This is a genomic window from Subtercola frigoramans (assembly GCF_016907385.1).
Lineage (GTDB): Bacteria > Actinomycetota > Actinomycetes > Actinomycetales > Microbacteriaceae > Subtercola > Subtercola frigoramans.
On the sequence record NZ_JAFBBU010000001.1, the window covers coordinates 1,765,089 to 1,785,824 of the forward strand.

Genomic DNA, 20,736 nt, shown 5'->3' on the forward strand with positions numbered 1-20,736 from the left:
ATGTCTTCCCTTCCCACCGTCACCCGCACCCCGGGGCTCACAATCGGCCCGATCGAACTCGACGTGCCCATCGTGCTCGCCCCGATGGCCGGAGTGACGAACACGGCGTACCGGCGGCTCTGCCGCGAATACGGCACCGGGCTCTTCGTGAGTGAGATGATCACGAGCCGCGCCCTGGTCGAACGCACGCCAGAGTCCATGCGGCTCATCACCCACCACCCGTCAGAGACCATCAGGTCGATCCAGCTGTACGGCGTCGACCCCAAGACAATGGGCGAGGCGGTCACCATGCTGGTGGCAGAGAACCGCGCAGACCACATTGACATGAACTTCGGGTGCCCCGTACCCAAGGTCACGCGCCGGGGCGGAGGCGCGGCGCTGCCCTGGAAGAGCGACCTCTTCCGCGGGATCGTCGAAGCAGCCGTCACAGCTGCCGGCGACATCCCGGTCACGGTCAAGATGCGCAAGGGCATCGATGACGACCACCTGACGTACCTCGAAGCGGCCCGCGCCGCTGAGGGTGCCGGTGTCGCTTCGATTGCCCTGCATGCGCGAACTGCTGCGGACTTCTATTCGGGGCACGCGGACTGGTCGGCCATCAGCGCGCTCAAAGAGACGATCACGAGCATCCCTGTGCTCGGCAACGGTGACATCTGGTCGGCCGACGATGCGCTGCGCATGGTCGACGAGACAGGGTGCGACGGTGTGGTCGTCGGCAGGGGGTGCCTCGGCAGGCCCTGGCTGTTCGCTGACCTCACCGCGGCCTTCCGGGCTCGAGCCGGCGAGATCACCGAAGCCGAGTCACTGGCTTCCCGGGTGCAGCCGCCCCTCGGCGATGTTGCGCGGGCTCTGCGCCGCCACGCCGAACTTCTGACAGAGTTCTACGACGGCGAGGAGCGGGCCTGCCGCGACATTCGCAAACACGTCGCCTGGTATTTCAAGGGTTATCCCGTTGGCCATGAACTGCGTACCGCTTTGGCCATGGTCACGAGCCTGGCCGAGATGGATGACCTGCTTGCCACTCTCGACGGCAGCCTTCCCTATCCCGGCGTCGACGCCGAAGGGCCTCGCGGTCGCGCCGGGCGCCCCAAGCGGCCCGCCCTGCCGAACAAGTGGCTCGAGTCGCGCTCGCTCGATACACCGGGGCTCGCCGAGCTTGCCGGTGCCGAGCTGGAGCACAGTGGTGGCTGACACCGTGCGGGCCGCCGCGGTGGTCGACGGCGCGAGTGGCGGGTATTCCCTTCACGACACCGAGCGACCTCTGCCCGAGGAGCACTACAGCAGGCGCAGCGATTTCGCCAGGGACAGGGCCAGGCTCCTGCACTCCGGCGCCTTGCGACGGCTTGCCGCCAAGACCCAGGTCCTGAGCCCTACAGCCGACCTCGACTTCGCTCGCAACCGCCTCACCCACTCGCTCGAGGTCGCCCAGGTCGGGCGTGAGCTCGCCTCGAGCCTCGGCCTCGACCCCGATGTTGTCGACACGGCGTGCCTCGCGCACGACCTCGGGCATCCGCCGTTCGGCCACAACGGCGAACGGGCGCTGTCCGAATGGGCTGCCGACATCGGCGGTTTCGAAGGCAACGCTCAGAGCCTGCGCATTCTCACCCGTCTCGAGCCCAAGGTCGTCGGGCCGAACGGCGAGAGTTTCGGGCTGAACCTCACCCGGGCATCCCTCGACGCCAGCTGCAAGTATCCCTGGGCGAGCGACACTGCGGTCAGCGACGCGAGTGGGCGGCAGAAGTTCGGCGTCTACGCCGACGACAGCGCGGTCTTCGCGTGGTTGCGCGAAGAGGCGCCGCCGCGGGTGCTCTGCATCGAGGCGCAGGTGATGGATCTCTCCGACGACATCGCCTATTCGGTCCATGACTTCGAAGACGCCGTGCTGAACGGCTACATCGATGTGTCGGCCCTGGGGTCCCGGGTCAACCACGATGAGCTCGTGACCAGCATGCATTCGTGGGTCGGCGGCTCGTTTAGCCATGACGAACTGATCGCCGCATTCGACCGACTCGACTCCCTCGATGTCTGGGTCGACGAGTGGAACGGCGGCCGGATAGCCCAGGCGAAGCTCAAGAATCTGACCAGCCAGCTCATCGGGAGGTTTGCGGGTGCAGCAACCCAGGCCACTCGCGAGGCGTACCCCGGGTCCCAGCTGATCCGGTTCGGCGCGAACGTGATCGTGCCGCGCAGTGTCGAGGTCGAGATCGCCGTTCTGAAAGGAATCGTCGCCGCGTTCGTCATGTCGAGTTCGAAACGCAAGCCGATCTACCGCACCCAGCGCGCACTGTTGGTCGAGCTTGCCGAACTCCTGCTCGCAAGTGGCGACCGGAACCTCGAGCCTGCGTTCGTCGGTGACTGGTCTGATGCACAGTCAGACGCCGCCAGAAAGCGCGTGATCGTCGACCAGGTGGCAAGCCTCACCGACCAGTCCGCGCTGGCCTGGCACCGGCGGCTTCTCGCGCCGGCAGCACCCTTCGACCTCTCACCAGCGTTGTCGACCCAGCGCCCCGCTGAAGCGCCCGCGCACTGATGGCCGGGCTCATCAGGCGTGCCGACATCGACGAGGTGCGGTCGCGCATCAACATCGCCGATGTCGTCGGCGAGTTCGTCACTTTGAAGAGTGCCGGTGTCGGCTCGATGAAGGGGCTCTGCCCGTTTCACGACGAGCGGTCGCCGAGCTTTCATGTGCGACCCCAGGTGGGCTACTACCACTGCTTCGGCTGCGGTGAGGGAGGTGACGTGTTCACCTTCCTCCAGAAGATGGACCATGTCACCTTCAGTGAAGCGGTCGAACGGCTCGCCTCCGGTATCGGCTTCGAACTTCACTACGAAGACGGTGGCCAGGCCAGCGACCACAGCAACAGGGCACGGCTGCTGGCGGCGAATGAAGCCGCCAGGGAGTGGTTCATCGAGCAGCTCATGACCGACGGCGCCGATGAAGGTCGTCGCTTTCTCGGCGAGCGTGGATTCGATGCTTCAGCAGCCGAGCGCTTCGGCGTCGGCTATGCCCCCCAGGGCTGGGACAACCTCGGCAAGCACCTTCGAACCCGGGGGTTCACGAACGACGAGCTCAGTGCAGCGGGGCTCACGAGCACGGGGGAGCGTGGTACCTATGACCGCTTCCGGGGCCGCCTGGTCTGGCCGATTCGCGACCAGACCGGCCAGACCGTGGGGTTCGGCGCCCGACGGCTCTTCGACGATGACAAGGGGCCGAAGTACCTGAACACGCCCGAGACGCCCGTCTACCACAAGTCGCAGGTGCTCTACGGTCTCGACCTCGCCAAACGCGACATCGCCCGGGGCCGCCAGGTCGTCGTCGTGGAGGGTTACACCGACGTCATGGCGTGCCACCTCGCCGGTGTGACGACGGCGGTCGCCACCTGTGGAACGGCATTCGGGGTCGACCACATCAAGATGATCCGTCGTATTCTCGGCGACGACACGGCCGGTCTGGGTGAGGTGGTCTTCACCTTCGACCCCGACGCGGCGGGCCAGAAGGCCGCCCTCCGTGCCTTCAGCGAAGAACAGCGCTTCGCGGCCCAGACCTACGTCGCCGTCGCCCCCGATGGGCTCGACCCCTGCGACCTCAGGCTGAACAAGGGCGACGATGCAGTAAGGCGCCTGATCTCGTCGAAGAAACCGATGTTCGAATTCGTCATCCGGCAGAAGCTCTCGAACTACGATCTCAATACCGTCGAGGGCCGGGCTGGCGCGCTGCGCGATGCTGCGCCGGTGGTCGCCGACATCCGTGACCCTGCACTCCGCCCCGGCTACACCCGGGAACTGGCGAGACTCCTCGGAATCGACGTCACCGAGGTCTCGCGGGCGGTCGAGGCGAGCAGGCGAACTTCGCCCGAGTCGGCTGCCAGTACCCGCTCTGAGAACGCCGCCCGCGGGTCAGCGGGAGTGCCAGAAACGACAGCATCGCCTGTTTCCTCGTTTTCGCTGACCCAATTGCCTGGTACCACCCAGGTGAGGCTCGAACGCGATGCCCTCATGGCCATGCTCCAGTATCCGAAGTCTGTAGGCCGGGAACTGCTCGCACGGGCATCCCTCGTCGGCTTCAACAGCGAACCGCTCGCCGCGGTGCGCGATGCGATCGCCGCCTCGATCGACGACTACGAGCGGCCGGATTGGGTGGCGACGATCGTCGGGCGCGTGCCCCCGCAGTTCGCGACCTTGGTGGAACAGCTCGCGGTTGCCCCGATTCCCGAACGGCCGGAGCGCGAACTCGATGTCTATCTGAGGCGCGTCACCTCTTCGCTCGTCGAACGTCACCTCGTACGCAGAAAAGAAGAGGTGCTCGGGCAGCTGCAGCGCACCGACGCAGCTGCTGCTCCAGAGCAGTACCGCTCTCTCCAACGGGAGTTGATGCAACTCGAAGCCGATCGCCGCGCCATTCACGCGGAGTGACCGAGGGGGAGCATTAGGCTCGTTTCATGAGTGAGCCAGCGCATGAGAGAGCCAGTGCATGAGTGAGCCAGTGATGGCGGCTTCAGACGTGACCATCGAATACCCCGCTCACAGTGTCAGTCCGTCGTACACTGCCGTTCGCGGTGTGAGCATGCGACTGGAACCGGGCGAGATCGTCGGGCTCATCGGGTCGAGCGGCTCGGGCAAATCGACGCTTGCCCGGGTCGCGGCAGGCCAGGGCAGCGGCGGTTCCCGGGATTCGCTCGCGCGGGTCGTCGGGGGGACACTGGATGTGCTCGGCTTCGACCTCCGCAAGGGCGTGCGCGGGCGCAGGTTCAATCGCCTGACGTACGGCGTGGGCTATCTTCCGCAGGACTCGTCCCTCAGCCTGGTCTCGAACATGACTGTTGCCGAATCGGTTGCAGAGCCCTTATTCGCTCGCGACAAGCATTTCAACGAGAAGAGTGCCAGTCTCCGTGTGGCAACGCTTCTGGATGCTCTTCTCCTGCCCGTCGGCACGGCACTGAAACTCCCGCACGAGCTCTCCAGTGGCCAGCGACAGCGTGTCTCGATCGCTCGGTCGCTGATCCTCGACCCGGTCTTCCTGATCGCCGATGAACCCACGGCGGGGGTGGACCCGTCGGTTCGTGGAGCCGTCGTGGACGTCATTTCGACCCTCCAACGCGAACGCGGCGCAACCGCACTCATCGTGAGCCATGACCTCGAAGTTCTGCGACGTTCCGTCGACCGCATCATCGTTCTGCATGAGGGCGTGGTCGTGGGGGTCGGCACCATCGACGACGTGCTCGCCGACCCACGGCATCCCTACGTCGCCGGTCTCGCCCGTGCGGCAGGAGGGCGGGCCCAGTGAGCACCTCCCGCTACGACCAGCCGGAGACCGCTGGCCCTCGAGCCGGCCAGCACCGCGCAGTGACAGCGGTCGAGTCCGCGCCGCTCGCGAGCGATCGCCGACCTACCTCGGGGAACATCGCCATCCTGCCGAAGCCGGGAGCACTCTTCGTGGACGCCGTGCTGGCCGGCGGCGGCCAGATCACTGACCTCGACGCCGAAACGAGGGCAATCGTCTGGCTCACCTCGAGCGAGCCCGAACGACTGGAGCAGATCCTCACGACCCATCCCGCGATCCAGTGGGTGCAGCTGCCGTGGGCCGGGGTCGACGCCTTCTCCGGGCTCCTCAAGCGCTGTGACCGGCCCCAGCTGCTCTGGACGAGCGCGAAGGGGGCCTACGCCCAACCCGTCGCCGAGCATGCGCTCATGCTCACCCTTGCCCTGCTCCGGCGGCTGCCGGAGCGTCTGGCGGCAACGACCTGGTCACACGAGTCGACAGGGGAGTCCCTCTACGGCCTCTCCGTGGTCATTGTCGGTGCCGGTGGTATCGCGGTCGAACTGCTTCGCCTGCTGGCCCCCTTCGGTGTGAAGACCACGGTCGTCCGCCGCAGCGCTGAACCTCTGCCGGGAGCAGACCGAACGGTGTCGACGGATGATCTCGACATTGCCTTGGCGACCGCCGACGTCGTTGTGCTCGCCGCCGCGATGACCGACGACACGAAGCACCTCATCGGGCAGGCACAGTTCGCCGTGATGAAGTCTTCGGCCATCCTCGTGAACATCGCCCGCGGCGGCCTGGTCGACACCGGCGCCCTGGTCGACGCCCTCCATTCCGGTGCCATAGCCGGGGCCGGGGTCGACGTCACCGATCCGGAGCCACTGCCTGACGGGCATCCACTCTGGAGCGCACCGAACGTCATCATCACCCCGCACTCAGCCGACACGCCCGAGATGACGGCGCCCCTGCTCGCGGAACGTCTTCGACGGAACGTGGTCGCGTTTCTCGGCGACGGCAGTTTTGCGGGTGTCGTCGACCCGCAGGCCGGGTATTAGGCGGTCGACACGGCTCACGAAAGCGTCGGCCCGGTCGGTGCTCGAACGGTCGACTCGGTGGCCTGGGACCGTGCCGGAACCGCGTATGAGTGCTTCTCGATTTAGCGCACAGGTGTTTCGTGATAATGTAACCAAGCTGTTTCAGCATTCCTCGATAGCTCAATTGGCAGAGCAGCCGGCTGTTAACCGGCAGGTTCTTGGTTCGAGTCCAAGTCGGGGAGCGAAAAGGTCGTCAGGGCTCCACCCCGGCGGCCTTTTTTGTTTTCTGAATGCACGGTCGTCGGGATCGCGGCAAGATCTCACAACCCGGTCTGAAGCTCTGCAGGCACAGCCCGGCACGATCGAGGCGGCAGAATAGAGCGGTGTACTCGAGCCCTGATTCCCGTTCGGCTGCGCGCGCGGGACTGGCCGTCGGCGTGGCAACGGCGGCGTATGGCATCTCGTTCGGAGCGCTCTCGACGGCTGCCGGGCTCGACGTCTGGCAGACCTGCTTTCTGAGCCTTGTCATGTTCACGGGGGGCTCGCAGTTCGCCCTGATCGGCGTGCTGGCCTCCGGCGGCCTCGCCGCGGCCCCCTCGGCCATCGCGGGAGCAGCTCTGCTCGGCTCCCGGAACGTGATCTATGCGCTCCGCATGTCCCCCGTGGTCGGCTCCGGCTGGTTCAGGCGAACTCTCGCCGCTCACCTCACCATTGACGAGTCCGTCGCTGTGGCGGTCGCCCAGCCCACCCTGGTGGCCCAGCGCGCCGGGTTCTGGGTCACCGGTCTCGTTGTCTTCGTCGGCTGGAACATCACCACCCTGCTCGGCGCCCTCATTGGCAACCTGATCGGCGACGTGAGCGCCTACGGGCTCGATGCGGCCGCGGCAGCAGCCTTCCTCGGGCTTCTGTGGCCCCGGCTGAAGGCGCGGCAGGCCCAGGCCGTCGCGGTGGGCGCCGCAGTCGCTGCGACCCTCCTGACGCCCGTTCTCGCGCCGGGACTGCCCGTGATCGTCGCAGCCCTGGTCGCCGTGCTCTTCGGTCTGACCAACTGGCTTGGCCCCAGGCAGGGCCCGCAGACGGCCGAGATCGCCCCGATCGAGGGAATGCCCTCATGACGATGTGGCAGGTGGTGATCCTCGCCGCCATAGCCTGCTTCGCCCTCAAGCTTGTGGGCTATCTCATCCCCCCGGCGCTGGTCTCACGGCCGACACCGGCACGGGTGGCGAACCTGCTGACGGTCGCCCTGCTCGCCGCACTCATCTCTGTGCAGACGCTGGCGCATGGCCAGCAGGTGATTCTGGATGCCCGGGTACCCGCCGTGCTCGTGGCAGCCAGCCTCTACGCGCTGAAGGTCCCGTTCATCGTCGTCGTGTTGAGCGCTGCCGTGGTGGCCGCAGGCGTGCGCGCCCTCTCATAGCTCGCAGCCCGCAACCGGTCGGCGGTCGCCTGGCCCGCGCGGACAGTGGTGGTGCTCAGGCCCCGCCTTCGAAGGTGTCGACCCCGGGCATCCAACTCGACCCGGGGCCCGACCAACTGCGCTTGCGGGCGATCTTCGTCGCGGCCTTGGAGTACGGATACTCGAGGCGGTCGACGTAGAGGTACCCGTCGAGATGGTCGTATTCGTGCTGGAAGATGCGTGCAAGCCAGCCGCTCGCTCGAACCTCGAAGGGTTTGCCATCGATGTCGACCGCGGTCAGGAGCGCGTCGGAAGAACGAAGCAGCGGAAACCGCTCGCCGGGGAACGACAGGCAGCCCTCTTCGTCGGCGTCGTCGTCTGTGTCGGCGACGGGGGGCGGGCTCACCAGCAGAACGGGATTGATCGCCGTGCCGCTGTGCACGAGGCCGTCGCTGTCGGTGTACTCGTACACGAAGAGTCGCAGTGAGACGCCGACCTGGGGCGCGGCAAGGCCGACACCCGGTGCGGCGTGCATCGTGTCGATCATGTCGGACACGAGCGTGCGCAGCTCATCGTCGAATTCGGTGACGGCGACCGCCGGGGAGTGCAGGACAGGGTCGCCCGAGATCCGGATTGGAAGAACAGTCATTCAGAAAGCTTATCGGCGGCGAACACAGGCCTTGCAGTCTTCAGCACAGGCGGGGCCGGTCGGGCCGCCCGGGCACCCGAGAGGGGGCCAGGCTCGGTGACTGTGGCCTGTCGGCTTTGTTTTGGCGGGCTTTCTAGCGATACTGGTGTTCGGCCGGCCACGTCCACGGCGGCCAGATGCACACTAGGGTAGCGTTGACTGCAACGATTCGGTAACGACGTGTCGATACACCACACTGCGGGACCAGACCCTCCACGCCACAGAGAGACTTTCACTTGCCAGCTACTTCCGGTAACAAATCTGCTGACCCGGCAGGCTCCGTGAAGCCCCTGAAGATCGTGATTGGTGCAGACACCTTCTCGCCGAACGTCAATGGCAGCGCACGATTCTCCGAGCGGCTCGCAACCGGCCTCGCCGCACGCGGCCACGAAGTGCACGTCGTCGCCCCCGCCGCGACACGCAAACACGGCACCTGGACAGAGACGTACGACGGCCAGGACATCACGGTGCACCGCCTGCGCAGCTACCGCTGGTACCCGCATGACTGGCTGCGCTGGGCAGAACCCTGGTTCATCAACAAGAACAGCGACCGCATCCTTGAGCAGGTCGACCCCGACGTCGTGCATTTCCAGTCCCACATCATCGTGGGCAGGGGCCTCTCGATTGCCGCGCGCAAACGCGGGGGAGTGCGCATCATCGGCACGAACCACTTCATGCCAGAGAACCTGCTCGAGTTCACGCTTCTCCCGAAGTCGTGGCAGGTCAAGGCCGTCGGCATGGCGTGGCGCGCAGCGAAGCGCACCTTCGGCAGGGCCGATGTCGTGACCACACCGACCCAGAGCGCCGCCGACTTCCTCGAGAAGTACACCGGGCTGAGCGGCGTGCTCGCGATCTCGTGCGGCATCGACGCCGAGAACTACACGCCCGACTTCACGCCCCGCGCCGACAACCGCATCCTCTTCGTCGGCCGGGTCACCGGTGAGAAGCAGATCGATGTGCTGATCAAGGCCATTGCTCTTCTGCCGCTCGATCTCGACGTCAAGCTCGACATCGTCGGCGGCGGCGACCTGCTGAAGAACCTCGAGCACCAGTCGAAGGCGCTCGGCATCGGCGACCGTGTGCACTTCACCGGCTACGTGAGTGAAGAAGAACTCCGAGCCGCCTACACGAAGGCGACGATCTTCGGCATGCCGTCGATCGCCGAGCTGCAGAGCATCGCCACGATGGAGGCCATGGCCTCTGGGCTGCCCGTCGTGGCTGCGGACGCCATGGCGCTACCCCACCTCGTCAAAGACGGCAGAAATGGCTTTCTCTTCGAACCCGGCAACGCCCAGCAACTCGCTGACAAGATCGAGTTCCTCCTCCGCCTGCCGCAAGAAGAGCTCGACGAGTTCAAGCGCAACTCGCTCGCTTTCATCCAGGCGCATGACCTGCAGCGCACCATTGTCACGTTCGAGCGCTTGTACCGCGGGGCATCCGACGTCGACCCGGCCGCGATCGACGCGATCATGGCTGCGAATGCGCTGCCCAACGGTGCACTCGAATCCGACGCCACGGATGCTGCACACTCCTGACGCGAACCCTCCGCTTCATGCCGTCCGTGAGCAGCAGGCCGCGTCTGTTACCGGCCAGATGCGCGAACCTGTATCGTTGGTTCGCGGCGGTTGTGTGATGTATTGCACCCCGCCAACGGGGCGTTAGCTCAGCTGGTTAGAGCAGCGGACTCATAATCCGTCGGTCGCGGGTTCAAGTCCCGCACGCCCCACCCTTCATTGAGATGGCTGGCTTGGGCCGGTGGCCTGGTCCACCCTGCTGGGCGGCCCAGGGGTTCAAGTCCCGCACGCCCCACCCTTCATTGAGATGGCTGGCTAGGGCCGGTGGCCTGGTCCAGCCTGCTGGGCGGCCCAAGGGTTCAAGTCCCGCACGCCCCACCCCGCACGCCCCACCCTTCACGCCCCACCCCCGCGCGTCAGCGCCTCCAGGTCACCCCAGAAGTGGGGCAATCGCGAAGAAACGTCAGGTATGTCTTGACTCGATAAAACTTCACAAGTATGGTTTTCGATGGTGGTTCGCCACCACTTGTATGGGGATACTGGGTTTTGCTTGTTGCATGGTGCGCCGTCGCGCGCGCCGGCGCCAAGTTTCTCGCAAAAGGCACTATTGATGACGTACTTCACCCACGATGTTCCCGTGCGCGGCGGCGTGATGAGAGTCGGTGAGTGGCGGCCGGAATGCCCCGACGCTCCGACGATCGTCGCATTGCACGGCATGAGCGGCTCCCACCTCGCGTGGCAATTCCTTGCGGAACAGCTACCCGAATACCGCATCGTCGCGCCAGACCTCCGTGGCCGTGGGCTGAGTGCCCAGCTGCCGGCCCCGTTCGGTGTGGCCAGTCATCTTGACGATGTCGCGGCCATCAGTGCTGCTCTGAATGTGTCGCGTGCGACCATCGTCGGGCACTCCATGGGTGCCTTCGTCGCCGTCGCGGCCCTCAGGGAGCATCCAGAGGTCTTCGTGCGCGGGATTCTCGCCGACGGCGGCCTGCCTGTCACCGTGCCCCTCGACCTCGCCGACGATGAGCTCGTCGAAGCAGTTCTGGGAGTTGCCGCGGCCCGGCGGGTTGAGTTCACTTTCTCGAGCAGGGACATGTACCGCAAATTCTGGCGCCTGCATCCTGCCTTCGCGGGTGATTGGTCTGAGGCGCTGAGTTCCTACGCTGACTACGACCTGGCTGAGGTCGTCACCACTGACGGGGAGGTAGCCTTCCGGCCCGTTGCGAACCCCGCGGCGGTCAAGGCAGACGCGCGCGAACTGTACGGCAGCCACGCGCTCCGGGCCACGCTGTGCGGCCTCCGGGTGCCGATGACGGTGCTTTACGCCTCCCGCGGCTTGCTCAACGAGACTCCTGGGGTGTACAGCGGGCGGGAAATCGCGGGGTGGCAGGCAGAACTGCCCTCCACCGTTTCGTTCGTAGAGGTGGCCGAGGCGAACCACTACACACTCGTTCTGAGTCAGCACGGCGCCGAGGCTATCGCTCAGGTGCTGCGAACGGCGCTGGTACCCAGCTGAGCCCCGCCTCGGTCGCTGGCACCTCTGCTCTGGATCTTCTCGGTTTGCTGGAGTAGCCGCACGGGGCGTCGCCCGCGCCGAGGGCGCTCTGACTGCATCGCGATAGTGAATTCGGACGGGTCGATTCTAATCTGTTCCAGCCAGGCCAGGGCAGAGTGCGCCAGCAGCCTCTCGGCTTCAGCCTGCGCGCGCGCCAACCTTCTGCCTGGGACCGCGGCGGACCCGACATCCTGAATTCGTTTCTGCGAGGAGATGCCCCGCCAGGCTTCTTCATAGGCTCGGATGAGGGGCAGAGGGTCTTGACCCGGTAGCGAGACCGCGAGCAGAACGTGGTCCATCATGTCGCCCCAGGCCGACCCCGATACCGGCTGGGCGGTGCCGAGCCACGAGTGAGCCTCCTGTCGGCCCTCTGGCGTCAATTCGTACAAGGGGAGGCCACCGGCCGTCACGGTGTCGCACGCGACCAACCCGGCTGTCTTCAACCGCCCCAGGGTGGAGTACACCTGACCGACGTTGAGAGTCCCTTCGCGGCAGGTTCGCAGTTCCACTTCGTCATGAAGCTGGAGCCCGTAGGCCGGGCCGAGGGTGAGAACGGCGAGGATGGTCTGGCGAACCGACACATGCACCACACCCCTTTCGGGCCATCCGGAATTCAAATCTCTGCCGAGTATAGCGACGAGCCCGCAGCAGCCTTGCGATTCACGATCCATGTCGGCATACTGGAGCCATGCAGTACTTGCACAACTGAACATTGAGCCGCCGTTTGTGCGCAGCCATTCACAGGTCGTTGGGGAAGACGTACCTCACGAATGGAGAATACAAATGGTGGCATCTGTCGCACGCGGAGTGATCTATGTTCACTCCGCTCCCCGCGCGCTCTGCCCTCACGTCGAGTGGGCCGCAGGTCGCGCCATTGGTCGTGCGGTGAACTTCAGCTGGATCGAACAACCGGTGCTACGCGGTTCGCAGCGAGCCGAGTTCTACTGGGAGGGCGCTGCAGGTACCGGGGCCGCCATCGCCTCTGCCCTGCGCGGGTGGGAGCATCTCCGGTATGAAGTGACGGAAGACCCCGCTGCAGGCCGCGACGGTGGTCGATGGATGCACACCCCAGACCTGGGCATCTTCTTCGCTCAGACGGACAGTGCTGGCAATACCGTCATCCCCGAAGATCGTGTTCGTGCGGCAATGGAATCCGCCGGCACGAATGCGCTTGAGCTGCATCGGGAGCTTCGACTGGCACTCGGCCAAGCCTGGGACGACGAACTCGAGCCGTTCCGCTACGCGAGTGACTTCGCGCCTGTCGTCTGGCTGCACTCCGTCGGCTAACCCACGACGCCGGTTGAGTAGGCCAGGGACCACATCGAAATCTCAACGAGCGAATCAGGGTTTCGATACAGCGCGCTGCGCGTGCTTACTCAACCGGCGGCTGTGCGCTGCGCGAGCTTACTCAACCGGTGACAGTGCGACTAGACGGTCTTGAAGGCCGCCACAGCGTTGTGCCCTCCGAAACCGAACGAGTTGCTGATGGCCAGCAGTTCGCCGTCTCCGAGCGGCCGTGGCGAGGTGACCACGTCGAGGTGGATCTCCGGATCCTGCTCGGTGAGGTTGATCGTCGGGGGAGCGATTCGCTCCTGCAGCGACTTGATGACAAACAGCGCTTCGATGGCGCCGGCACCGCCGAGAAGATGACCGGTCGACGCCTTCGTCGCCGAAACCGGAATTCCTTCGACCGCCTCACCGAAGACACGGCGGAGCGCGTTGTACTCTGCGATGTCACCGACGGGTGTCGACGTTGCGTGCGCGTTGATGTGCGCAACGTCAGAGAGTGCGAAGCCCGCGTTCGTGATCGCAGCGATCATGGCTCGCGCTGCGGCCGAACCCTCAGGGTCTGGGGCGGTGATGTGGTACGCGTCGCTCGTCACCGAACCGCCGAGCAGTTCCGCGTAGATCTTTGCCCCACGGGCAATCGCGTGCTCGTACGTCTCGAGCACGATTGCAGCGGCGCCCTCGCCGAGCACGAACCCGTCGCGGGTGACGTCGTACGGGCGCGAAGCCGTCGCCGGGTCGTCATTGCGCTTCGACAGCGCCTGCATCGCCGCGAACGAGGCGATGGGCAGAGGGTGGATGCACGCCTCAGAGCCCCCCGCAAGAATGATGTCGGCAAGTCCCGCCTGGAGGTGGTCGTAGGCGTTGGCAATCGACTCCGTGCTCGAGGCACAGGCCGACACGTCGGTGCGGCTGAAGGCGCGCGCGCCGAGATCCATGCTGATCGCGGCAGCGGGGCCGTTCGGCATCAGCATGGGAACAGTCATCGGCAGAACACGGCGCGGCCCACGCTCACGCAGGGTGTCCCACGCGTCGAGGAGCGTCCAGAGACCGCCGATGCCGGTCGCCCAGTCGACGCCGATGCGTTCGGGGTCGACCTCGGGTGCACCCGCGTCGGCCCAGGCTTCGCGGGCCGCCGTCAGTGCGAACTGGCTGTTGGGGTCGAGTCTCTTCGTCTCCTGGCGGGTGAGAACGTCAGCGGAGGGCACAACGGCCTGCGCAGCCATCGTGATGGGCACCTGCCACTTCTCAACCCATTCCTGTTCGAGGGTGCGGTTGCCCGAAACGCCGTTCAGAAGTGCGTGCCAGCTCTCTTCAGCTGTTCCGCCCAACGGAGTGGTTGCACCGATTCCGGTGACGACGATTCTTTTGCTCATGGCAGGCGCTTTCTCTGTGGATCAGGTGGTACTGCCGCTGCGATGGCCCCGAAGCGACGGGACACTGGCAACGGCACAGAAGCGGGAAGACCGGAGCATGAGGCACAGGCCGAGCCCCGGTCATCCGCACTCTTCGACAGGGTGTCGGGGTGTGAAACCTACGCCTGTGCGTTGGTGATGAAGTGCACGGCGTCGCCGACGGTCTTGAGGTTCTTGACCTCTTCGTCGGGGATCTTGACGTCGAACTTCTCTTCAGCGTTGACGACGATGGTCATCATCGAGATGGAGTCGATGTCGAGGTCATCGGTGAACGACTTGTCCAGCTCAACCGTGTCGGCTGCGATACCAGTTTCGTCGTTGATGAGCTCGGCGAGGCCGGCAAGAACTTCTTCGGTGGACAATGCCATTGTATTTTTCTCCTTGGGTGTCATTTGAGGCGACATTCAGTTTAGGTCAGAGGGGGAGCGGTTCGTTGCGGCGGCGCGGCACGAGAGCCCGTGAGGGACGGTGGGTGCGGGTTAAGGAAGTACCACGACTTGAGACCCGAATACGAGTCCGGCGCCGAAGCCGATCTGCAACGCGAGGCCGCCGGAGGCTTCAGGATGCTCCTGCAGGAGCCGGTGCGTCGCGAGCGGTATCGACGCGGCTGAGGTGTTGCCTGTCGTCTCGATGTCACGGCCGATCAGGACCGATTCGGGGAGCTTCAGCACTTTGGCGAACTCGTCGATGATACGCATGTTCGCCTGGTGGGGAATGAACGCGGTGAGGTCGTCAGCCGTGATTCCGGCTTCGTCCAGCGCGCGCTTGGCCACCTTGGCCATCTCCCACACGGCCCAGCGGAAGACCGTCTGGCCCTCCTGGCGCATGGTGGGCCACTCGTTGTCACCACGGCGAAAGCCGACATAGCTCCCGGTCATTCCGACCGCATCCCACTTCGAGCCGTCGGAGCCCCAGATGGTCTTGGAGATACCGGCGAAATCACTCGGCCCGACTACTGCCGCACCCGCGCCGTCACCGAGCAGGAATGAGATGGAGCGGTCAGCCGGGTCGACGAAGTCAGACAGTTTCTCGGCACCGATGACGAGCACGTACTCGGCGAGGCCGGCACGGATGAGCGAATCGGCTTGCGCAATTCCATAGGTGTAGCCAGCACAGGCGGCCTCGATGTCGTAGGCGGCAGCGGGAGTTGCACCGACCCGTTCTGCGACGAGCGTGGAGATCGACGGGGTCACGACAGGATTGCTGATCGTCGAGACGATGACAGCACCGATCTGGTCGGGCCGTATTCCTGCCTTCTCGATCGCCTCCCGGGCAGCGGCCGTGGCCAGGTCGACAGCCGTGACCTCGGCACTGGCCCGGCGGCGCTCGATGATGCCCGTGCGCTTTCTGATCCATTCGTCAGAGGAGTCGATCGGGCCGATGAGGTCCTCGTTGGGCACCACGAGGTCTCCTCGTGCCGCACCCATCGCGTAGATGCGGGTGAATTCGGGGCCGTGCGACTGCTGGAGAGTGGGGCGTGACATCGTATCCTTGGCCGGTTGGTGTGGCTGTGTGGGGCGTTGAGTGGATGGGCGTGGATCGGGCCGTGCCCGGAGCCAGGATCAGACGGGCGAACCCGTGAGGAGTTCGATGGCCGCCGGCAGGTCATCCGGAGTCTTGACGGCTACCGCCGGAACACCCTTGAGCCCGCGTTTGGCCAGGCCCGTCAGGGCGCCCGCTGGAGAGACTTCGATGATACCGGTCACGCCAGCATCGTGGAACGACTGCATGCAGCGATCCCAGCGAACAGGAGAGGAGACCTGGCCGACCAGCAGGTCGACGAATTCCGGGCCGGAGTCGACAGTGCCGCCGTCACGGTTCGTCCAGATGGGAATGGTGGGGTCTGCGGGAGTGAGCCTGCTAGCCACTTCGCGGAGGTGCTCCACCGCGGGAGTCATGTACTGCGTGTGGAAGGCGCCGGCGACCTGGAGGGGAATGACGCGCGCGCCGCGGGGTGCCAGATCCTTCAGCTTCTCGAGCGCACCGAGCTCGCCGGCCACCACGATCTGCCCGCCGCCGTTGAAGTTGGCGGGTTCGAGCCCCAGCCTTGACAGTGTGGCCAGGAGTTCTGTTTCGTCGCCACCGACGACCGCGCTCATTCCACTCGGAGCAAGTGCCGCGGCGTCGGCCATCGCCAGCCCTCGTTCGCGGACGAACGTCATCGCGTCGGGTTCGCCCAGGATTCCGGATGCTGCGGCGGCGGTGATCTCGCCCACAGAGTGGCCGGCGACGCCGCCGACCCGCGAGCGGCGGCCGTCGGCGAGAAGTGCTGTGAGCGTGAGAAGCCCGGCGGCCACAATGAGCGGCTGGGCGATTTTCGTGTCGCGGATGGTGTCGGCATCGCTCGTGGTGCCGTGGGCGAGCAGGTCGAGCCCAGCGGTGTCGCCCAGAGCTTCGAGGTGCTCCCTGAATGCGGTCTCAGCAACCCAGGGCTCGAGGAAGCCAGGGGTCTGGGAGCCCTGGCCAGGGCAGACGATGACGATCATGTTTTCAGTCTTTCAAGAGTAGAGACGGGGGCGGTGTCAATAGTCGACGAAGGTTCGCGTGAATCGTTGTGGGTGTCGTTCAGCCCTTCATCGTTTGCGCGCCAGGGGGTCTGGTTCGTTCATCGAGCCCAGGATGAGCGCCGACTGCAGGATCAGTGCCTCACGCGCACCCGTGGCATCCCAGCCGATGACCTGTGACACCCGTTTCAGGCGGTACCGCACGGTGTTGGGGTGAACGAACAGTTCGCGGGCCGTTCCTTCCAGCGAACGACCATTGTCGAGGTAGCACCAGAGGGTTGCCATGAGTTCGGGCGACTGGTCCTGCAACGGCCGGTACACCCGGTTCACGAGGGTGGAGCGGGCGAGCGGGTCGCCGGCAAGGGCGCGTTCCGGGAGGAGGTCGTCGGCAAGCACGGGCCGCGGAGCGTTGCGCCACGACCGGGCAACGGCGAAACCGGCAAGCGCCGCCTTGGCGCTGCGTGAGGCATCCACCAGGCTCGGGACCTCATGACCCAGCACCAGGTGCCCGGGCCCGAAACCCGGTTCAAGGGCGTTGGCGATCTGCATGAACGACAGCACAGGCTCGGCAACGGCGCCTGCGGCCGGTTCGTCGGCCGAGCCGATCGCGGGCTGGGAGCGACCGATGACGAGTACGAGTCGGCCGCCCTGCACCCCGATCAGCACGTCGGCGGCCAGATGCCTGGCTGTGCGCCGGAGCTGGTCGACGTCGAGCATGCGGGGGGTGGTGCCGACCAGAACGCTGACGGCGCCGTGGCCGTGCCAGCCAAGGGCTGCGATGCGGCTCGGCAGCTCGTCGTCACCCTCCCTGCTGAGAATGGAATCGACGACGAGTGCCTCGAGCCGGGCATCCCACAGGCCCCTGGCTTCTGCCGCGCGTGCGTAAACGTCTGCCGACGCGAACGCGATCTCACGCGAATAGAGCAGGATTGCCTCGCGAAGCGACTGGTCCCCGTTGGAGATGCGCTGCTCGACGACCTCCACGACGACCCGAATGAGCTGCAGTGTCTGTTGCAGGCTGACCGAACGAAGCAGCTCGCGCGGCGCCGAACCGAAGACGTCAGACGCGATCCAGGTGGTCGTGGTCGGGTCGTCGTACCAGGTGATGAACGATTTGATGCCGGCCTGAGCCACCAGACCCACGGCCGAGCGCCTCCCTGGCGGCATGTCGCCGTACCAGGGAAGCGTCTCGTCGAGTCGCTTGATCGTCGCTGTCGAGAGTTCTCCCGACACCGTTCGCAACCATGCGAGGGTCTGTTCTTTGGTTCTGGCCATGGGGTGGGCGCTGGTGTGCGTCAGCTCTCTCCGCCGGCGGAGCCCGAGGTACCGGCAGACACGTCGTGCAGCCGGTACTTGTCGATGGCCCACTGGGGTGCGTTCCGGTCGACCTCACCGCGGGCGGCGAGCTGTTCCAGAACACGCACGACCACACTCGGGCCGTCGATCTTGAAGAACCGGCGTGCCGCGGGGCGGGTGTCAGAGAACCCGAAGTCGTCGGCCCCCAGTGTTGCGTAGTCACCGGGTACGAACTGCCTGATCTGGTCAGTGACGGCGTGCATGTAGTCACTCACAGCGACAAAGGGACCATGAGCACCCGAGAGCTTGTTCGTGAGGTACGGCACGTGCCGCTCGTCGTTGGGGTAGAGGAAGTTGTGCTCCTCTGCCCGCAGGCCGTCGCGTCGGAGCTCGGTCCAGCTGGTGACCGACCAGACGTCTGCCGAGACACCCCAGTCGTTCGCCAGCAGTTCCTGCGCTTCGAGGGCCCACGGCACACCGACGCCGGAGGCCAGGATGTTCGCCTTCGGCCCGTTGTCGACCCAGCCCGATTTGAGGTGGTGGATGCCCTTGACGATGCCTTCGACGTCGACGTTCTCCGGCTCGGCCGGCATGACCATCGGCTCGTTGTAGAGCGTGATGTAGTACATGACGTTCGGGTCGGTGTGCGTGCCGCCGTACATGCGCTCGAGCCCCGAGCGCACGATGTGGCCGATCTCATAGCCGTAGGCCGGATCGTACGAGATCACAGCGGGGTTGCTTGCTGCGAGAAGGTGGGAGTGGCCGTCCGCATGCTGGAGGCCTTCGCCTGTGAGCGTCGTGCGGCCGGCCGTCGCGCCCATGATGAACCCGCGGGTCATCTGGTCGCCCGCGGCCCAGAGCGCGTCACCGGTGCGCTGGAACCCGAACATCGAGTAGAACACATACACCGGGATGAGGGGCTCACCCTGAGTGGCGTACGAGGTTCCGGCAGCGGTGAAGGCAGCGACGGCACCGGCCTCGTTGATGCCGACATGGATGATCTGCCCCTGTGGGCTCTCCTTGTAGGCCAGCAGCAGGTCACGGTCGACGCTGGTGTAGTGCTGGCCGTTCGGGTTGTAGATCTTCGCGCTCGGGAAGAACGCGTCCATTCCGAAGGTCCGTGCCTCGTCGGGGATGACTGGAACGACGCGATTGCCGAAGTCCTTCGACCGCGTCATCTCCTTGAGCAGGCGCACGAAGGCCATCGTCGAGGCGATCTGCTGCGTGCCGGAGCCCTTCTTCATGATGGCGTAGGCCGAGTCGTCGGGGAGTGTGATCGCCGTGTGCTTCGTGCGGCGCTCCGGTACGTAACCACCCAGCGCGCGGCGGCGTTCGTGCAGGTACTGGATCGCCTCATCGTCGGGGCCCGGGTTGTAGTACGGGGGAGACCAGTGGTCGTTCGCCTCGAGCTGGGCATCGGTGATCGGGATGCGCATCTCGTCACGGAACGCCTTGAGGTCGGGCAGCGACATCTTCTTCATCTGGTGCGTCGCGTTGCGGCCAGCGAAGCCCTTTCCGAGGCCGTAGCCCTTGATGGTGTGGGCGAGGATGACCGTGGGCTGCCCCTTGTGCTCACTGGCGGCCTTGAAGGCGGCGTAGACCTTGCGGTAATCGTGCCCGCCTCGCTTGAGGCCCCAGATCTGGTCGTCGCTGTACTCTTCGACGAGCTTCAGGGCGCGGGGGTCGCGACCGAAGAAGTTGTCGCGAACGTACTTGCCGTCTTCGGTCTTGTACGTCTGGAAGTCGCCATCCGGAGTCTGGTTCATCAGATTGAGAAGAGCGCCGTCGGAGTCGTTCTGCAGCAGCGAATCCCATTCGCGGCCCCAGATCACCTTGATGACGTTCCAGCCCGCACCGCGGAAGAAGCTCTCGAGCTCCTGGATGATCTTGCCGTTGCCGCGAACCGGGCCGTCGAGGCGCTGCAGGTTGCAGTTGATGACGAAGTTCAGATTGTCGAGGCCCTCGTTCGCTGCCACCTGGAGCTGGCCACGGCTCTCGACCTCATCCATCTCACCGTCACCGAGGAACGCCCAGACCTGCTGGTCACTGGCATCTTTGATGCCGCGGTTGGTGAGGTACTTGTTCGACTGTGCCTGGTAGATGGCGTTGATCGGGCCGATGCCCATCGACACGGTCGGGAACTGCCAGAACTCCGGCATGAGCCTGGGGTGGGGGTAGGAGCTCAGGCCGCCGCCGGCGTGTGACTTCTCCTGGCGGAAACCGTCGAGCTGGTGCTCGCTGAGACGGCCTTCGAGGAAGGCGCGGGCGTAGGTGCCGGGGGAGGCGTGGCCCTGCACGAAGACCTGGTCGCCGCCACCCGGGTGGTCGTGACCGCGGAAGAAGTGGTTGAAACCGACTTCGTAGAGGCTGGCGCTCGAGGCGTAGGTCGAGATGTGCCCGCCGACGGCGATACCGGGGCGCTGTGCGCGGTGCACCAGCATCGCGGCGTTCCAGCGGATCCAGGCGCGGTATCGGCGCTCGATGTCTTCGTCGCCCGGGAATTCGGGCTCGTTCTCTGACGCGATCGTATTGATGTAGTCGGTGGTGGGAACCATCGGTACGCCCAGATGGAGTTCCTTGCTGCGCTTGAGCAGGCTGAGCACGATTTCCCTGGCACGCCCGTGGCCGCGCTCGGCAACCAGGGCATCGAGCGACTCAGACCATTCGGCTGTTTCGTCAGGATCAGAATCGATGTTCGACACCGAATAGGGGTCTTGGTCGTTGACTGTCAACGTCAACCTCTCTCTTTTGGGTTGTAGAGATCATTCAACTGGGGCAGCCACCGGT

At 65.4% G+C, this 20,736-nt stretch carries 18 protein-coding genes and 2 tRNA genes; 12 read left to right on the forward strand and 8 right to left on the reverse strand.

The genetic code is table 11. The features are described 5' to 3' along the window. The 8 genes from dusB (at position 1) to JOE66_RS08385 (ending at position 7,711) form a co-directional block, all read left to right on the forward strand. Complete coding sequence (gene dusB, locus JOE66_RS08350; RefSeq protein ID WP_205108460.1) at positions 1–1,191, forward strand: tRNA dihydrouridine synthase DusB; 1,191 nt, start codon at positions 1–3, stop codon at positions 1,189–1,191. Further along, positions 1,181–2,530 carry a deoxyguanosinetriphosphate triphosphohydrolase gene (locus JOE66_RS08355; protein WP_372435484.1) on the forward strand — a complete coding sequence of 450 codons (1,350 nt, stop codon included), beginning with the start codon at positions 1,181–1,183 and terminating at the stop codon, positions 2,528–2,530. Before dusB ends, JOE66_RS08355 begins: the two co-directional genes overlap by 11 nt. Next, the gene (gene dnaG / locus JOE66_RS08360) at positions 2,530–4,413 is read left to right on the forward strand and encodes a DNA primase (RefSeq protein ID WP_205108462.1); all 1,884 of its coding nucleotides are present in this window, start codon (positions 2,530–2,532) and stop codon (positions 4,411–4,413) included. Before JOE66_RS08355 ends, dnaG begins: the two co-directional genes overlap by 1 nt. Positions 4,414–4,471: 58 nt before the next feature. Beyond that, complete coding sequence (locus JOE66_RS08365) at positions 4,472–5,284, forward strand: ATP-binding cassette domain-containing protein (protein ID WP_205108464.1); 813 nt, start codon at positions 4,472–4,474, stop codon at positions 5,282–5,284. Next, a complete protein-coding gene (locus JOE66_RS08370; RefSeq protein ID WP_307827119.1) occupies positions 5,281–6,315 on the forward strand; it encodes a D-isomer specific 2-hydroxyacid dehydrogenase family protein in 1,035 nt (344 codons plus the stop codon). Before JOE66_RS08365 ends, JOE66_RS08370 begins: the two co-directional genes overlap by 4 nt. 148 nt (positions 6,316–6,463) lie before the next feature. Continuing rightward, a tRNA-Asn gene (locus JOE66_RS08375) sits at positions 6,464–6,536 on the forward strand. A 141-nt stretch (positions 6,537–6,677) separates the two neighbouring features. After that, a complete protein-coding gene (locus tag JOE66_RS08380) occupies positions 6,678–7,409 on the forward strand; it encodes an AzlC family ABC transporter permease (protein ID WP_307827120.1) in 732 nt (243 codons plus the stop codon). After that, complete coding sequence (locus JOE66_RS08385; RefSeq protein WP_205108468.1) at positions 7,406–7,711, forward strand: AzlD domain-containing protein; 306 nt, start codon at positions 7,406–7,408, stop codon at positions 7,709–7,711. Before JOE66_RS08380 ends, JOE66_RS08385 begins: the two co-directional genes overlap by 4 nt. Before the next feature lie 55 nt (positions 7,712–7,766). On the opposite strand, the gene def is transcribed toward JOE66_RS08385, so the two are convergent. After that, positions 7,767–8,339, reverse strand: coding sequence for a peptide deformylase (gene def / locus JOE66_RS08390; protein WP_205108470.1), 573 nt, complete (start codon positions 8,337–8,339; stop codon positions 7,767–7,769). Between the two features lie 275 nt (positions 8,340–8,614). Here def and JOE66_RS08395 point away from each other — a divergent pair, with 275 nt between their 5' ends. From JOE66_RS08395 to JOE66_RS08405, 3 genes are all read left to right on the forward strand, one after another. Further along, positions 8,615–9,913 (forward strand): glycosyltransferase, encoded by a 1,299-nt coding sequence (locus JOE66_RS08395; RefSeq protein ID WP_205108472.1) that lies wholly within the window; start codon positions 8,615–8,617, stop codon positions 9,911–9,913. 117 nt (positions 9,914–10,030) lie between these two features. Then, positions 10,031–10,104, forward strand: a tRNA-Ile gene (locus JOE66_RS08400). Between the two features lie 398 nt (positions 10,105–10,502). Next, positions 10,503–11,408 carry an alpha/beta fold hydrolase gene (locus JOE66_RS08405; protein WP_205108474.1) on the forward strand — a complete coding sequence of 302 codons (906 nt, stop codon included), beginning with the start codon at positions 10,503–10,505 and terminating at the stop codon, positions 11,406–11,408. Here JOE66_RS08405 and JOE66_RS08410 read toward each other — a convergent pair. After that, positions 11,375–12,028: a PadR family transcriptional regulator gene (locus JOE66_RS08410; RefSeq protein ID WP_205108476.1), complete on the reverse strand. Its 654-nt coding sequence runs from the start codon at positions 12,026–12,028 to the stop codon at positions 11,375–11,377. The genes JOE66_RS08405 and JOE66_RS08410 overlap by 34 nt on opposite strands. A 202-nt stretch (positions 12,029–12,230) precedes the next feature. Here JOE66_RS08410 and JOE66_RS08415 point away from each other — a divergent pair, with 202 nt between their 5' ends. After that, positions 12,231–12,734: a DUF3145 domain-containing protein gene (locus tag JOE66_RS08415; protein WP_205108478.1), complete on the forward strand. Its 504-nt coding sequence runs from the start codon at positions 12,231–12,233 to the stop codon at positions 12,732–12,734. 140 nt (positions 12,735–12,874) lie between these two features. Here JOE66_RS08415 and JOE66_RS08420 read toward each other — a convergent pair whose 3' ends face one another. From JOE66_RS08420 to aceE, 6 genes are all read right to left on the reverse strand, one after another. Beyond that, entirely contained in the window at positions 12,875–14,110 is a 1,236-nt protein-coding gene (locus JOE66_RS08420) for a beta-ketoacyl-[acyl-carrier-protein] synthase family protein (RefSeq protein ID WP_205108480.1), read from the reverse strand. Positions 14,111–14,268: 158 nt separating this feature from the next. Continuing rightward, positions 14,269–14,517: an acyl carrier protein gene (locus JOE66_RS08425; protein WP_205108482.1), complete on the reverse strand. Its 249-nt coding sequence runs from the start codon at positions 14,515–14,517 to the stop codon at positions 14,269–14,271. Between the two features lie 111 nt (positions 14,518–14,628). Beyond that, on the reverse strand, positions 14,629–15,633 hold the full coding sequence (locus tag JOE66_RS08430; RefSeq protein WP_205108484.1) for a beta-ketoacyl-ACP synthase III: 1,005 nt from the start codon (positions 15,631–15,633) through the stop codon (positions 14,629–14,631). 78 nt (positions 15,634–15,711) lie between these two features. Continuing rightward, positions 15,712–16,635 (reverse strand): ACP S-malonyltransferase, encoded by a 924-nt coding sequence (locus tag JOE66_RS08435; RefSeq protein ID WP_205108486.1) that lies wholly within the window; start codon positions 16,633–16,635, stop codon positions 15,712–15,714. Between the two features lie 87 nt (positions 16,636–16,722). Beyond that, the gene (locus JOE66_RS08440; RefSeq protein ID WP_205108488.1) at positions 16,723–17,928 is read right to left on the reverse strand and encodes a PucR family transcriptional regulator; all 1,206 of its coding nucleotides are present in this window, start codon (positions 17,926–17,928) and stop codon (positions 16,723–16,725) included. A gap of 20 nt (positions 17,929–17,948) precedes the next feature. Then, positions 17,949–20,681 carry a pyruvate dehydrogenase (acetyl-transferring), homodimeric type gene (gene aceE, locus JOE66_RS08445; protein ID WP_205111789.1) on the reverse strand — a complete coding sequence of 911 codons (2,733 nt, stop codon included), beginning with the start codon at positions 20,679–20,681 and terminating at the stop codon, positions 17,949–17,951. Positions 20,682–20,736: the final 55 nt, after the last annotated feature.